The sequence below is a fragment of the Planktothrix sp. FACHB-1355 genome, assembly GCF_014748295.1.
GTDB lineage: Bacteria > Cyanobacteriota > Cyanobacteriia > Cyanobacteriales > Aerosakkonemataceae > Aerosakkonema > Aerosakkonema funiforme_A.
In genome coordinates this window covers 1-14690 of sequence record NZ_JACJUP010000039.1, presented here as the reverse complement: position 1 = coordinate 14690, position 14690 = coordinate 1, and the positions used below count along the sequence as shown (strand labels likewise).

General features: G+C 44.7%; 17 protein-coding genes and 1 pseudogene. 5 read left to right on the top strand and 13 right to left on the bottom strand.

What is annotated here, in order from left to right:
* The 3 genes from H6S82_RS03940 to H6S82_RS03930 form a co-directional block, all read right to left on the bottom strand.
* The coding region (locus tag H6S82_RS03940) for a hypothetical protein (RefSeq protein WP_347339458.1) at positions 1–195 on the bottom strand (195 nt) is incomplete at its 3' end.
* Positions 196–222: 27 nt separating this feature from the next.
* Entirely contained in the window at positions 223–1179 is a 957-nt protein-coding gene (locus H6S82_RS03935) for a CBS domain-containing protein (RefSeq protein WP_242056811.1), read from the bottom strand.
* A 52-nt stretch (positions 1180–1231) separates the two neighbouring features.
* Entirely contained in the window at positions 1232–1609 is a 378-nt protein-coding gene (locus H6S82_RS03930) for a four-helix bundle copper-binding protein (RefSeq protein WP_190473364.1), read from the bottom strand.
* A 432-nt stretch (positions 1610–2041) separates the two neighbouring features.
* Between H6S82_RS03930 and H6S82_RS03925 the strand changes: the two genes are divergently transcribed.
* Together H6S82_RS03925 and H6S82_RS03920 are read left to right on the top strand one after the other, a co-directional pair.
* Complete coding sequence (locus tag H6S82_RS03925; RefSeq protein ID WP_190473366.1) at positions 2042–2992, top strand: sulfite exporter TauE/SafE family protein; 951 nt, start codon at positions 2042–2044, stop codon at positions 2990–2992.
* A 191-nt stretch (positions 2993–3183) separates the two neighbouring features.
* The gene (locus H6S82_RS03920) at positions 3184–3723 is read left to right on the top strand and encodes an MgtC/SapB family protein (RefSeq protein WP_199315555.1); all 540 of its coding nucleotides are present in this window, start codon (positions 3184–3186) and stop codon (positions 3721–3723) included.
* Between the two features lie 80 nt (positions 3724–3803).
* On the opposite strand, the gene H6S82_RS03915 is transcribed toward H6S82_RS03920, so the two are convergent.
* The 6 genes and pseudogenes from H6S82_RS03915 to H6S82_RS03890 form a co-directional block, all read right to left on the bottom strand.
* The gene (locus H6S82_RS03915) at positions 3804–4640 is read right to left on the bottom strand and encodes a hypothetical protein (protein ID WP_190473368.1); all 837 of its coding nucleotides are present in this window, start codon (positions 4638–4640) and stop codon (positions 3804–3806) included.
* 124 nt (positions 4641–4764) lie between these two features.
* Positions 4765–5076 (bottom strand): DUF4926 domain-containing protein, encoded by a 312-nt coding sequence (locus H6S82_RS03910; protein WP_190473371.1) that lies wholly within the window; start codon positions 5074–5076, stop codon positions 4765–4767.
* Positions 5077–5108: 32 nt separating this feature from the next.
* A pseudogene (locus H6S82_RS03905) lies at positions 5109–6251 on the bottom strand (cystathionine gamma-synthase); the annotation flags it as partial.
* A 123-nt stretch (positions 6252–6374) separates the two neighbouring features.
* Positions 6375–7736 carry a cystathionine beta-synthase gene (locus tag H6S82_RS03900; RefSeq protein ID WP_190473376.1) on the bottom strand — a complete coding sequence of 454 codons (1362 nt, stop codon included), beginning with the start codon at positions 7734–7736 and terminating at the stop codon, positions 6375–6377.
* A gap of 126 nt (positions 7737–7862) precedes the next feature.
* Positions 7863–9293, bottom strand: a complete 1431-nt coding sequence (locus tag H6S82_RS03895; protein ID WP_199315556.1) for an FAD/NAD(P)-binding protein — start codon at positions 9291–9293, stop codon at positions 7863–7865.
* Between the two features lie 147 nt (positions 9294–9440).
* Complete coding sequence (locus H6S82_RS03890) at positions 9441–9995, bottom strand: cysteine dioxygenase family protein (RefSeq protein ID WP_191056027.1); 555 nt, start codon at positions 9993–9995, stop codon at positions 9441–9443.
* A 111-nt stretch (positions 9996–10106) separates the two neighbouring features.
* On the opposite strand from H6S82_RS03890, the gene H6S82_RS03885 reads away from it, so the two are divergent.
* The gene (locus H6S82_RS03885) at positions 10107–10454 is read left to right on the top strand and encodes a GUN4 domain-containing protein (RefSeq protein WP_190473380.1); all 348 of its coding nucleotides are present in this window, start codon (positions 10107–10109) and stop codon (positions 10452–10454) included.
* On the opposite strand, the gene H6S82_RS03880 is transcribed toward H6S82_RS03885, so the two are convergent.
* Positions 10451–11095, bottom strand: a complete 645-nt coding sequence (locus H6S82_RS03880) for a response regulator transcription factor (protein ID WP_190473381.1) — start codon at positions 11093–11095, stop codon at positions 10451–10453. The genes H6S82_RS03885 and H6S82_RS03880 overlap by 4 nt on opposite strands.
* Before the next feature lie 327 nt (positions 11096–11422).
* On the opposite strand from H6S82_RS03880, the gene H6S82_RS03875 reads away from it, so the two are divergent.
* Together H6S82_RS03875 and H6S82_RS03870 are read left to right on the top strand one after the other, a co-directional pair.
* On the top strand, positions 11423–11791 hold the full coding sequence (locus H6S82_RS03875) for a response regulator (RefSeq protein WP_190473384.1): 369 nt from the start codon (positions 11423–11425) through the stop codon (positions 11789–11791).
* Between the two features lie 214 nt (positions 11792–12005).
* Positions 12006–12710: a tetratricopeptide repeat protein gene (locus H6S82_RS03870; RefSeq protein WP_190473386.1), complete on the top strand. Its 705-nt coding sequence runs from the start codon at positions 12006–12008 to the stop codon at positions 12708–12710.
* A gap of 186 nt (positions 12711–12896) precedes the next feature.
* Here the strand turns inward: H6S82_RS03870 and cysK are convergent, their stop codons facing one another.
* From cysK to H6S82_RS32955, 3 genes are all read right to left on the bottom strand, one after another.
* Complete coding sequence (gene cysK / locus H6S82_RS03865) at positions 12897–13859, bottom strand: cysteine synthase A (protein ID WP_190473388.1); 963 nt, start codon at positions 13857–13859, stop codon at positions 12897–12899.
* A gap of 17 nt (positions 13860–13876) precedes the next feature.
* A complete protein-coding gene (locus tag H6S82_RS03860) occupies positions 13877–14314 on the bottom strand; it encodes an Rrf2 family transcriptional regulator (protein WP_190473391.1) in 438 nt (145 codons plus the stop codon).
* A 36-nt stretch (positions 14315–14350) separates the two neighbouring features.
* Positions 14351–14690, bottom strand: a 340-nt coding sequence (locus tag H6S82_RS32955) for a hypothetical protein (RefSeq protein ID WP_206756848.1), incomplete at its 5' end; no start/stop codon positions are given.

Here is a 14690-nt window from a genome sequence, read left to right as displayed (position 1 = left end):
CTCTACAAACCAACCAAAAGGATACTGAATTGCATATTCACGCGGTTCTACGTAAGTTAAAAATCTCGTTTCTGTGGTGACGGGACTATTTTGTGCGACACCAATCTTTGTCCCAAAAACTGTATAGGGCAGCGTAACAAATCCTAAAAACGCAACAATTTTCAGGGCTGTGGAAAGCAAAAGTTTGAATTTCATAGTTTTTTCTAACCTACTCGACTTGCCCTAAATAATATCGTCAGATTCAATTTCTTCACAGCGTTGCAGGAGTGTTTCAATTTCAGCTGCTAATTCAATTAACTCTGGCCAAGATGAATCATTTACTAAGTCTTGGGCGTGAGCGAGCTTGTTTCTTAATGCTTCGGCTGATTTGAGGAAACGCTCTCCAGATCTTTTGGATTTTAGCCCAAGTCGATCGACAATTTCTGTTTTGGCGAGGATTAATTCCCGCTTATCGGAGAATTGCAGGTAATCTGTCAAGTTCATCGCTTCGTTTTTCGCTTGCCGATCGTGCCATAATTTTTTCGCCAATGCCACTCGATCGCTTTTGACGAAAGGCTGCCATGAATCATTTGGGTAGTAAATCCGTACTAGCCGGAGGATCTGCATTTCCAGCAAGGTGACGAGTCCGAACAGTAACATCCGTACCGGTGCTTTTTGTAAGTCTCCGCGTGTGACGATACCGCTGACGCGATCGCGATCCAACACAAACACCTTTGTTTTATACCGCAAAATCCGCAGCAATTCTATCAGGGGCGTGGATGCGGCGATTAATTCCGAGGGGTGAAAAATGCGCTGGTAGTCGCCGCATTGACCATCCGCCAAACTCTGGCGATCGATATAGCCGCAAATTATACCATTATCTTCCACTCCGAGAACGTCAAAGTTGAGACTTTCCATCCACTGGCGCACAACCGCCGCCGATTGGGAAGCTAGCACAGACTTGAGAGGTTCGGCAACGTATTTGACTGTGATACTATCCTCGAACAGACTCCGCAAGTCAGCAGAAGTGGATTTCAGTTGTTTCATGCTGTGAGACAAGGTGATTGCTAGGGCGTCGGGGAAGAAGGGTCTAGAATAAAGGTTTTCAGCAATTAAGAATGTCTTGGCAGTTACTATAGATATAATTATTTCATCAGTTTCAATCTCTAGCACAATTTCAAACGCCCGGACTTGTTTCATTCCGGGCGTTTGTTCTTAGGTTGCAGACATCCTTCTGCGAGGTTTTAACTTATTAAGCAGCCATCATCATCATGGACATTTTCTTGCACATTTCGGCGCAATGACGACAAGAATCCGCACAAGCTTTCATCTTGGCATCGTCGCCCATCATATCGCAGCATTCCGCACAGCGCATACACATTTCCCCACACAGCTCGCTGGTGCGTCCCATGAACTCCGAACCCATCATCATCATATTCATGGACATTTGGCACATTTCCATGCAGTCGCGCATCATGCCCATCATCGAGCCTTCCATGTACTTGCCGCCCATTTCCATGCAATAAGTCATGGATTCCATGCACATTTTGTAGCAATCCATGCAGGCTTGCATACATTCCTGCATATCTTTGCTCATCGGCATGGCTTCTTTCGTCATCATCATCATCATAAATTTGCTCCTAATTTAGGAAAAGCGAATCTATCTGAGGAAGCAGAAACGTAACTGCTCCCTATTTTTGTTGCAAGTGAAAAAATATTTTTTTCTGCTTGCAGTTGTATACTAACACATTAATAATCTATCTTGTTACACCTTAAAAAACTGTGATATAAGATTCATATTTGATTTTCAACTATTCCGATGAATTTACCGGAGATTACTGAAAATTTATTTAAAGTATTCCGATAAATTTACCGGAGATTAAGATTATTTTGACAAATATCTGCGATGGGGAAGATTTATCAGGCAAATTCGCTCGTTATATTTACATTTTCTTAAAAAATAGGAGCAAGGTAAAGAAATGTGTATAATATAAAAATTAAGACTTGTAAAACAGTTAACCTCTGAAGTTAAAAAGGTAAATAACTCATATTGCTATCAGTTATGAATTACCTGACTTTGATTTTCCACTCCTATCCGCTAGCACTAGGTTTCGGCGGCTTGATTGCAGGGTGTTTGGCTGGGCTTTTGGGCATTGGTGGCGGTATTTTTCTGGTTCCTCTAATGGTTAGCCTCGGTTTGACTCCCATCCAAGCCGTAGCTACGAGTAGCTTTGCTATGTTGTTTATATCTATCTCTGGGAGCTTGCAAAACTGGCGGATGGGCAAGTTGAACTTCCAGAAAGTGATAATCTTGGGGCTTCCTTCCTTGGCGACTGCACAACTGGGAGTTTATTTGGTAAAGCAGATTCCAGGCTATTTACTGATCGGTGCTTTTGGCGGATTATTATTAGCGAATATTTTTGTTATCAAACTCCAGCGAAGCTTCAGTAAAACAGAAGATATCGCCGCACCGCCAAAGCATTCTTGGCTGTCAAATTTGGGACGTTTTTTTACTGGTAGTGCAGCGGGTTTATTGGCGGGTTTATTTGGCATTGGTGGCGGCATAATTATGGTTCCCTTGCAAATTGCGCTGTTAGGAGAACCGATGAATATCGCAGCGCCGACGAGTTTGGGAGTGGTTGTCCTGTCAGCATCCTCAGCTTTCACAGGTCATGCGATGAAAGGAAATGTGCTGTATTCGATCGGTATTTTGTTGGGAATTACAGGTGCGATCGGCGTTCAAATCGGGACGCGACTGCTGCCCAAAATGCCCGATCTAATTGCTAAATTAGGTTTTCAGGTTGTTTTGGCAATTTTACCGATTTACTTTTTTTGGCAAACGGGGATGAGCGGAGGGAAACAACCGATCGCACAGCAGCTAGAAGCAGATAGCCAAAAAATTCCTCAATCTTTAATAGTTATAAAAATGCCATACAGAGAGCGCTTTATTACTACTTCACCACACCCAAACGTCTACCGACTTACCTCGACTTTATCGAATCGAGCAGCATAACGCAGCGATCGCCTACAGCAGTTTTCGGCTAACTCAGATCGAAACTGCTGTATTTAGGGCGAGCGTTGAATTTAACCAATATTTAACCTAGACTTAATATTAATCTTCAGTAAGCCGAGCGAATTACCGTAGTTACTTGGCACACTGGCGGACTGAGGGATGCCGATTCTAGTTTTGCGGGAGTACAAGCAATGAGTTCCATCTTTTTCAGTTCCGGCGATTGGCAAACTATAATCTTCAGGCTGAGTACCGCACTGGTGGTTGGCGGTGCGATCGGCTATAATCGCCAGCAGCCCGGTAGACCCGCAGGCTTGCGAACCTTCATGATAGTTAGCTTAGGCTCAGCTGCGTTTGTGATGATTCCCTTGCAAGTGGATGGCGAAAGTACCTTTTACTCCACAAATGCTCTGAGTAGAACTATCCAAGGCGTGGCGGCGGGAATCGGATTTCTGGGTGCGGGAATGATTTTGCAACAATCCGGTCAGAAATTTGGTAAACCAGAAGTCAAGGGATTAACCAGCGCCGCAACTATTTGGCTGGCGGCTGGATTGGGTGCAGCAGCAGGTTGTGGATTGTGGCAAATGTGTTTGATCGGAACGCTGATGGCGTTAGCGGTTCTCAGCGGAGTGAAAAAAATCAAGAAATCTCCCTTAATTCGTCTGAATGGCTACAAGTTGACGAAAATACGGCAAAAGGATACTGCTTCTAGCCAAGATGTACAGCAGCAATAACCAACTTTAGAGGATCGAGAGGTGAATATTCCCGATTTTTCGAGAGTTTTTCAAGCGGGACAGCGATTATCTCATTTAAATTATTCTGCATCATCTGGATCTGCTTCGATGCGATCGTTTTCTAATTTCTCTTCTACAGAAACCCAATCTGCACGCTCAATCGTGTTTTCCGAATCTGCTACAAATGCTAGAGTTGGCTTTCCATCATCGCTAACAGGATAGCAAGCTGGCAAGTAAATTCCCAATTCGCGGAAAAATGCGTCTACAAATTGATTTCTCGGTTGTGTACTGACATCATATTCCCGATCGGGGTTGTAATCTTCATCCTCGTCCGAATACCGATTTAAATGGATGTCGGGTTTTTCGCGCAATTTGGACTCAAAATAAAAGTCCTCATCATCCCCATCGTGTTCAAACTTTTCAAGTAACTCGCCATTCTTTAATAGTTCATAGCCAATATAACCAGTTGTCTCGCCTTCCATCAGGGTAATTGCTTTGGTTTGTAGATTCGTAGACAGGGATTTAGCTTCTTTAGGGACATCATCAATTTCATCTCGTAGCCAGCACAGCGATCGCAAAATTACCGTCCACTCGCTGCCATAAACTTGAAGAAACAGAATTCCCCACACGATTTCTTCTCCTCCATCATCATCATCGTATCTTTCTTTACCTCGGCGAATGGGAATGTTTTGCTCCCAGCGAATGCTTCTATGCACAATCTTTCGTTCTTTCATACGAAAGGTTTTGTAATCCCTTCTTTCCTTTACTTGTTGCCCTTCTCGAAATTCAATAAACGCCTGCACTGTATCGTCGATGGATGCTTTGACTGCTATCAGTGAGTATTCTGGGTGTCCGTTGTAAATCATCTTTATAAAATCCAGAACACCCAACTTTATCTGTGGTGAAATTTCATTCATAACTGATTGCTCAAAAAGCTTGCAACTTATTCCTCTCACTATTCATTCTGCATCATCTGGAGCTAGTTCGATGCGATCGTCTTCCAATTTATCTTCTACAGTTTAATTATGCCCACCTACTTAATTACCTTTGATATAAAGCACGAGTAAAATCTAAAACTTCTCGTTTACGTTCCTCAGACAAATTCGCGATCGCGGCTACAATCTGTTCTGATACTGATAACCAATTCTTAGTTTTAGCTTTCCAAACTACAATAAATTGGTGAGATGATATCGGACAAATAACCTCTGCTTCCCCTTCTTCGTTAGTAAACTCTACCTCATACTTACCGTCACCATAACAATCTACAATTGCTCCTCGCATTCCTGCCTCAAGATTATACTCAGTCAGATTAACCAGCAATTCAATTACATCAAATAATTCTGGTTCAATCATCGTTTACATTTCCCACCTTCAGCGAGTATCTTCTATCCCAAAGCATTCTCCAAATCTTCTTGCAAATCCTTCTGATTTTCAATACCCACAGAAAGGCGAATCAAATTATTTTGAATTCCCCGTCTCAACCTTTCCTCTTCCGGGATAGGACCGTGGGTCATTTTCGCCGGATAGCAAACTAAAGATTCCACGCCTCCCAAACTTTCTGCTAGGAAAAATAACTTCAGTCGCGCCACAAACTCCTCAACTGCTGCGAATCCGCCTTTCAATTCCAAGCTAATCATTCCGCCAAAACCGTACATTTGTTGTTTGGCGAGATGATATTGTGCGTGACTTGGCAAACCGGGATAATAAATGCGATCGACTTTGGGATGATTCTCCAAAAACTGCGCCAAAAACAAAGCATTTTTCTCATGTTCCCGCATCCGCACCGCCAAAGTTTTGATTCCCCGCAGCACCAAGTAGCTATCCAAAGGACTGGGAACAGCACCGATCGCATTCTGGTAGAATTTCAATTGTTGATATAATTCTTCATTAGAAGTAACCACACCGCCGCCAATAATATCGCTGTGTCCGCCTAGATACTTAGTCGTACTGTGAACGACAATATCCGCGCCTAATTCCAGCGGTCTTTGAAAATAGGGACTCGCAAAAGTATTATCCACAACTAAAATTAAGTTGTGTCGTCGTGCAATTTCTGATAAAATTTTGATATCGACAATCTTTAACAGCGGATTTGTCGGCGTTTCGATCCAAATCAGCTTTGTATTCGGTTGAATCGCCTTTTCAAAACTGGTTAAATCGTCAACGCTGGCGTAAGTTGTTTCGATCCCCCAATTTTTGACAACCCTTTCCAAAAGTCTGTAAGTTCCGCCGTAGATATCATCTCCGGCGATGATATTATCGCCACTTTTCAGCAAACTCAATACCGTCGTTGTCGCTGCGACTCCGGAAGCAAAAGCCAAACCGTATTTGCCACTTTCAATTGCAGCCAAAGCTTTCTCCAAAGCGGTGCGCGTCGGGTTACCCGTGCGAGAATATTCATAACCCTTATGTTGACCGATCGCCTCTTGCTCGTAAGTCGAGGTCATGTAAATTGGTACAATGACAGAACCCGTCACGGAATCGGGTGCTTGACCTTCGTGGATAGCTCTGGTTTCAAATTCCATCATATCAAATTTGTTGGTTTCGCAATTAGAGTTTTTTTAACGCAAAGGGCGCAGAGGTTAACGCAGAGGGACGCAGAGGTTTTTTATCGCAAATTTTGGCTGCGTTTGGAAATTAAGCGGACGAAGATATTATCCCTCTGTTTGACCGATCCAATATTTGATTAAATCGGCTCTGGTAATTAATCCTACTGGAATTTCATCCCGTTTGATTATGATACCAGTAGTTCCGGACAAAAGCACGCGATACGCTTCGGAAATATCGATATCTTCGTCAAGCACAGGTAAAGGTCTACCCATGACCGCCGAAACTTCCTGATTGGCGAAATTGATTCCTTCGTGCAGCAATTTCATTAAAGATGCTTCGTTTAAACTTCCCACGACATCGTTATTATCAACAACCGGAACTTGGGAGATATTGTGTTTTTGCAGAAGTTTAATCGCTTGCATCAAGCTATCTCGCGGATTTACAGAAATAAGTGCGGGGAAATCTTTCTTCTGTCCGAGGATTTCGCCAAGTTTGATAGATTTTACCGTTTGTCCTGACCAGAAACCATTCTCCTGCATCCATTGGTCGGAATAAATCTTATTGATGTAATTTCTGCCCGTATCCGGTAAAAGCACTACAATATATTTAGGTTCTGTCAATCGTTGCGCGTACTTCAACGCTGCTGCTACCGCCGTTCCGCAAGAACCGCCGACCAACAAACCTTCTTCTCGCGCCAAACGACGCGCTGTATTAAAAGATTCTTTATCGCTGACTCGCACCATTTCATCTACTATTTGGCGGTTGAAAGTTTTGGGGATAAAATCTTCGCCTATTCCTTCCACCTTGTAAGACCTGGGACTATCGCCAGACAGGATCGAACCTTCCGGGTCTGCGCCTACGATCGCAATATTCGGGTTTTGCTCTTTCAGATATTTAGCAACGCCGGAAATAGTACCGCCAGTACCCATCCCAGCAACAAAAACGTCTACTTTCCCGTTACTATCTGCCCAAATTTCTGGCCCAGTTGTTAAATAGTGAGCTAAAGGATTGTGGGGATTTTCAAATTGATTCGGTCTGTAAGCGCCAGGGATTTCTTTAGCTAATCTATCTGCCACACCATTATAACTTTCCGGAGAATCAGGCGCTACAGATGTGGGAGTAATCACAACTTCCGCACCATAAGCTTTGAGCAAGTTAATTTTATCTTGACTCATCTTATCCGGCATCACAAAAATGCAGCGATATTTTTTAATAGCAGCAACTAGCGCCAGACCGACACCAGTATTACCAGCAGTCGCCTCAATAATTGTACCCCCAGGCTGCAAAAGACCTTGTTTTTCTGCCGCTTCAATCATCCCCAACGCGATTCTATCTTTAGTGCTACCACCGGGATTGAGATATTCTACCTTCGCGTAAATTGTGGATTGAATATCTTCAGTAATTCTGTTTAACTTAATTAGGGGAGTTCTGCCGATCGCTTCCAAAATATTATTGTAACTTGCCATAACCCACCTCCAAAAAATACCCCACCTTTACCACCCATCCAAAAAATCATCCCCTCAACCACAAAAACTCAAAAACATCTGCGTTTATCTGCGTTTATCTGTAGATATCTGCGCTTAAAATTATCCTCAAACCTTCATTCCCAACAACTCTTCCGCCAACGCCGCCGCTTGTACCCGAATTTCCGGAACAGCCGTAGTCTCCCAAAGCCGTCCTTGTCGAGGTGGCCCCAGAGTATATAAAATTTGGGAAACCATACCATCCACATCCAGTAAAGCACCATTTGGCGCAACATCCAAACCGATCGCCAAAGCATCGGAACGGATAAAACCATGCGATCGCAAATTTTGAATCAGCGGATGTCCGAATTTGCGATAATCGCACTCCGTACCAGTACAATTAATTACTCGCTGTACGCGCACAACTTCATGTTCTGAAGTATTTCCGCTTTCTTCGCCAGCGTAATTTTTGTGACTAATCTTTCGTTTGCGAAGCGAGACATCCACAGCGCGATCGTCTTCATCGTAACCTTGAATGCGACCTGCATGAACGACCATTTGACCTGAATGCAGCATTTCGGAAACAGTATTTGCAACTCCCGGCGAAACGCGGTGACGGTGAACTTCCCAATAAATGCGGACGTGACGCAGAAAACGTCGCTGTTCTTTGAGAGGTAATTGCTGCCACAATTGCTGAGTAATCGGACGTAGGGAATCCAGGACAGCACGCCAATCGCAATCTTGAGCGATCGCATTCTTGACTTCCTGACGTACCAATTTTACCAAAGCCCGAATATTTTTCGGCGCTGTCTCCACATTCAGAAAAGTTGGGTAAGGTTTGGTAAACTTATGAGGGTATGGCAGCAGTCCGTGACGCGAAACAACGTGAATTGCCCCTGCGTGACCTTGCTCTTTCAACGCCACAGCTAAATCCAGCATTGTCAGACCCGATCCGATCAGCAAAACTGCATCATCCTGTTCTAAATCTGAAAGTGCTTGTGCAGACCAAGGGTAGCTCACGTAACGCAAACTTGTATAAAAAGATTTATCTTGCACGAATGGGTCGCTGGGTGGAAAGTTACCCAAAGCAAGGACAACCTTATTTACTCGTAAGTTTTGGCCGGTGCTTAAAGATATGGTTGCGCCATTCCCATCTGGTAAAATTGATACCGCTTCGTTCTTGATTCGTTCCAGTCGCACGTTCTCTTTCCCAGCAATTTCCGCCTCATCCAAAACAGCTTGAATGTATTTTCCGTAAATCTGGCGCGGTACGAAAGTGTTTGGCTGTACTCCAGACGGTACGAGATTTCCCCGACTTATTTCTTCTTTTTGTACCCAACGCAGAAAGTGTTCCGGATCGTCGGGAAAAGCGCTCATTTTCGCCGCCGGAACGTTGAGTAAATGACAGATGTACTTAGTTCCGTAAGCTACTCCCTTTCCAATTGCGGGTCTGCGTTCGATCAGTTTGATATCTAGGGGAAAGGTGGCTTTTCTCAGAAGATGAGCTGCCACCATCGTACCGCTGAAGCCACCGCCAATAATGGCAATTGTAGTAGACAAGTTATCTGCTCCGAAAAACTTACCTAAATCTAACTAAACTTGCTAATTCGACTTAGTATTCTCTTCCTGCTTCACCCAAGGAAGTTCGATCGGGAATGAGCAAGAATTTGGTTATTCAGTCAAGCTCTACTCCAGAATTTATATCAATTATTGTTCCAAGGTATATTGCAGCGCCACGCGATCGACTTGTCCCGAATTGGGACAATATACATTAATACTTGCAAGCGGATGCGCGTAGACGTGCAGGGTAACAAGCTTTTCGTCGGAGGTATTCGCCAGTTGGTGAATGTGGTGACGATCGACAGTAGCTAAGCCACCTCTTCCCAACTGTTCTTCATCGATAACGCGCACCAACTTTTCCCGATCCGATCGCTCGTCGTACACTTCAAACAGACGCGCTGTCAGAGTACCGCTTCTGACGCGAGTCACATTGAGCGCTCCCGCGTGGTCGTGAATTGTGGTAAATTGTCCTGGATGCCAGCTTAGCACTAACATATCAAACCGCGATGTCCGACAAAGCAACTTGCGTGCATATGTCCGATCGGAAAAACTGATATGTTGTCTGAGCAGGGTATCGTTTAAATCGAGTTGTCCCACCAAGTCTTGCAGTTGCTCGATCTGGAGATCTTGTGGCGGTATACTCATCATCTCCAAAATAAAGTTATCGAGGGTAAGCCGTTTGGTTAATAAATTTACCGACATACTACCACCAATGGGAAAATTTGTAATATAGTATGCTTCTGCACAAGAAGGCGAATTGAATTCGCTGCTACACAACCTAAATTCGCCTATCCCAGTTTGGCATCGGTAAAAATGCTTATACTGGGTATTTTGTCAATACACACCTTCAATAAGTTACCCTGCACCGACCTCCGCACGATCGATCGCCTTTGGGTCGATTACTCAAACGGACGATTCGGGTTTAGCGTGCAAAAGCGCATCTACGATCGGGAAGTTAGCAGAGATTGGGAAAAAATGGGCGATCGCGTCGGTTGGCGCGTCGAAGGAAAATGGTTGAGCGTATCATTGCTCAATTATAGTATTGATGCTCCGACAGGCCACCTACCCGGTTGCGGTGCGTGGGTGGCATCCTTTGTCTGGGGACTGTGGTCGCGCAGTGCAGAAAATTTTTATGTGCGCGTGGACATTTGCGAACTTTAATTAGCCAAGGAAGGGAGAAAAGAATGGGCAAAAATAGCCACCTGAGTGCGATCTCGTAAATTCAACCGATGCAAAATACTGGTAACGTGGTTTTTCACCGTCTTCTCAGAAATGTGAAGTGTTTGCGCTATCTCGCGATTGTTGGCACCAGTAGCAATTAACTTTAAAATTTCTTGCTCTCTCGGCGTCAATTCCGTCCAACCTGGAGGAGGACTGGGAGCTCTAGTGGGAAGCTGTGCTACAATCTTCTTCGCCAAACCAGGCCCCAGATGGGTGTAACCCTTATTGACAACGCGAATAGCCTGCGCTATTTCTTCTGGTGGAGTGTCTTTAAGCAAATAGCCAGCCGCTCCATAACGGAGCGCACGCGCTACGTATTCATCGTCATCATCAATGGTCAATACCAAGACTTTCGTCTGGGGAAAGCGCTGACAAATTTCTCTGGTAGCAGCGACGCCATCCATCACAGGCATCCGAATATCCATCAGGACAACATCCGGTTGCAATACTTCCACTTGAGAAATGGCAACTAAGCCGTTATCCGCTTCTCCCACCACCTCAAAGGCATCCTCATACCTTAGCAATTCACTTAACCCCCGACGGATTAGGCTCTGATCGTCAACTAATAAAATACGAATCATAATCGAGAACCGGGAATTAAGAACCTATACATCATTGCTAATACTAATGTCAAGTTTTTGCTCAGAACGTCGATCGCAAGCAAATAGACGATCGGCAAAAGTGACGGCAGATACGGAAAAACCCGTAGAGGATAGATACGAACTTGCCTAACACAGAGCCCAGGAGCCTTTTGACCTCTAGCTATGGCAATCTGGAACAGCCCCAAGTACAACTAGGACTAAAGTCCCAGACAAATTCAGGACTTGCGCCTCATGTGGTTTCTCTATACTAATTCTAGGATGGTGATACCGGAAACAAACTGATTCTATAACAGAAAGCGAGTTTTTATGAGTAGTGTTCTAGTTGTAGAAGACAGCGCCACACAACGGCAGATGATCGCAGACTTCCTGGAAGGCAATGACTTTCAAGTAACAGTCGCCAGTAATGGGAAGGAAGCGTTGGAACGGGTGCAAAATACTTGCCCGGATGTGGTAATATTGGATGTTCTGATGCCTCAAATGAACGGTTACGAAGTCTGCCGTCGTATTAAGAAAACCCCCATAACTCAGGATATTCCGGTAATTATGTGTTCGGCAAAAACTACAGAAGTCGATCGCTATTGGGGAATGAAGGTAGGTGCAGATGCTTATATTGGCAAGCCGTTTGAGCAAGAAGAACTAATTCAAGCGATCGCACGGCTGCTCCGTGAAAATTAGAATGCCCTAGCCCGATCGCATAACATCAGGATTTTTGCAACCGCTGTGGAAACTGCAAACTGTCTGTGGTTGCACGATTTTAGGTAGCTCAAGGTATGGTAGGTAGTAGATGGATGTGGAGAATTCTCCCCAGCTACTCCCTACCATTTTTCTTTTCCATTATCCATTACCCTTTATAAATATAGTCAGTAAAACTCATGGCAGGTGCAATTATATGCTGTTTCCTTACTGGCGTGCGGCAGTATTGATGAGCTTGACTGCAAGTATTTGCCTATTCTCAGCTTCTTTGTCTGAGGCAAGTACCAATTTAGCTCTATCTTCCTCAACACCCACCCTACTTGCACAAGAGTCCGGCGCTGAAGAGCTTTATCGCCAAGCAGAAGAGCGATATCACAAGGAAGATTACCAAGGTGCGATCGCCGCCCTTACGGAAATACTTCGCCTTAATCCTAACGATGCCAGAGGTTACTACAACCGGGGTCTTGCTCGTTTTAACTCCGGAGACAAACAGGCAGCTATTCAAGATTATAACCGAGCGATTCGTCTCAATCCCAATTTAGCAGCAGCATACAACAATCGGGGTAACGCTCGCTTGGATTTGGGAGATAGATGGGGAGCTATTCAAGATTACAATCGAGCAATTCGCCTTGATTCTAACAATGCTGTGGCTTATTACAATCGGGGTAACGCTCGCTACGATTTAAAAGACTATCGTAGAGCTATAAATGATTACGATCGGGCAATTGAGATCGATCCCAACTATGCAATGGCTTACTATAACCGAGGTCTGGCTCGCAGCATTTTGCGAAACAAAGAAGGTGCGATCGCAGATTATCAAAAAGCAGCTAATCTCTTCCAACAAGAAGGAAAACAAGAATTGTATCAGCAAACTTTGGAAATAATTAGAACTTTACAATAACGAGCGAATTTTGTTTAAGTCATACCTGATTTCGGAGCGATATGCAACAAATGGTAGGGTGCGTTAGACTCGATGGATTATTAATAACGAACAAGTTTAATGTGTAACGCACCCTACAAAAGGCGTATGGTGTTGGGTTTGGCTGTCGCTCAACCCAACCTACAATGCGATCGAAAAAGCTCTGCTTTAATTCAAAGTCGCCGTTTCAAACAGTTCTAAATCTTTGAACAGCGCCGTACTCAAATAGCGTTCGCCAAAACTCGGCTGTACCATCACAATCAAGCGATCGGCATTTTCCGGACGTTTGCCCACCCGAATTGCCGCCGCTAAAGCGGCCCCCGAAGAAATTCCCGACAATACCCCCTCTTCTCTTGCCAGTCGGCGACCGTAGTAAATCGCCTCCTCATCCGCAATAGTGATAACTTCGTCAATCAACTCCACTCGCAAAACTTCCGGGATAAACCCAGCTCCAATACCCTGAATTTTATGTGGCCCTGCATGACCTCCAGAGATCACCGGACTGCTGAGAGGTTCAACCGCCACCACTTGAAAACTCGGTTTTCGTTGTTTGATGACCTCCGCTATCCCAGTTAGCGTACCGCCAGTTCCCACACCAGCTACTAAAATATCGATTTGTCCATCGGTATCGTCCCAAATTTCCTCCGCTGTCGTCTCCCGGTGAATTTTAGGATTGGCTGGATTGCGGAACTGTTGCGGCATAAAAGCATTCGGAGTCGCCGCCGCAATTTCTTCCGCACGGCGAATTGCCCCTTTCATACCCTCTGCGCCGGGAGTCAGCTCCAGTTTGGCACCGTAAGCTCTCAGCATATTCTGCCGTTCCTGGCTCATCGTCTCCGGCATGGTCAAAATCAAGGAGTAGCCTTTGGCAGCTGCCACCATCGCTAAAGCAATACCGGTGTTGCCAGAAGTCGGTTCTACTAAAACAGTTTTACCCCGTTCGATCAGTCCCGCTTCTTCAGCTGCCTCAATCATACTGAAGCCAATCCGGTCTTTGACGGAAGCCGCTGGGTTCATCCCCTCCAACTTCACAACTATTCTCGCCAAACATCCCTCTGACTGAGGAACCCGATTGAGCTGAACTAGAGGTGTATGGCCTATTAATTCCGTGATATCGCGGGCAATTCGCATTTTTTGCTCCTTCACAGCTAAATGTAGTACATGGGATTGAATTGTTGGCCTTCATCGCGCTTTTGGCGCAAATCTTCTAAGGTGTAACGCTGCAAGACTGCGGTAGCTGCCATTGTCGCTTCCTGCCAAATTTCCTCGATCGCAAAATGCGCCTGCGTTAATGACGCCGCTTGACTTTCCTGTTTGTGGCTCCATGTCCCCTCCAAGCAAGTGAAAACTTCCAGCAGCGTTATTTGCCCGGGTTCGCGAGCTAACAAGTAACCGCCTTTGGCTCCACGCTGACTCCGAACTATGCCACACCGCCGTAGCGTCATTAACAGTTGCGCTAAATAGCGATCGGGTATTTGGTAGTCGGCAGCTATCTGCTCGATTTGCACTAACTTCCCCCGCTCCCGATGTCTGGCTAATTCTAGGAGAGCTAACAAAGCGTAATTAACTTTACATGACAGTTCCATGCCTGTGCGATCGTCTAAAGGCCAACTTCATATTTACTATACTACGGTTAGCCGATGGGATTTGTGTATTTTTTTATAGCTTTTGAGGTTTTGAGAATTTAAGTAAACAAACCCAGTTTCTCTGAAAAATGATGATTTAACAGCTAAAAACCAACGAATAAAGCAGGTTTCCAGTCCCAGAGTGCGTAAATCCTGGATGAAGATTAGTATATTTAGATACCAAAAAATCGTAAAATACAATGTTTTTATCAACTGATGTGGCTTGCTTTTAATGTAGTATGATGTTACAGTGAAGGGAATCGGGAAATTGTAGGTTTCATCCCTTTTGGGCGTATGCAATCTCAAATCCTGACACTTCAAACCCATTTGGGTGAAG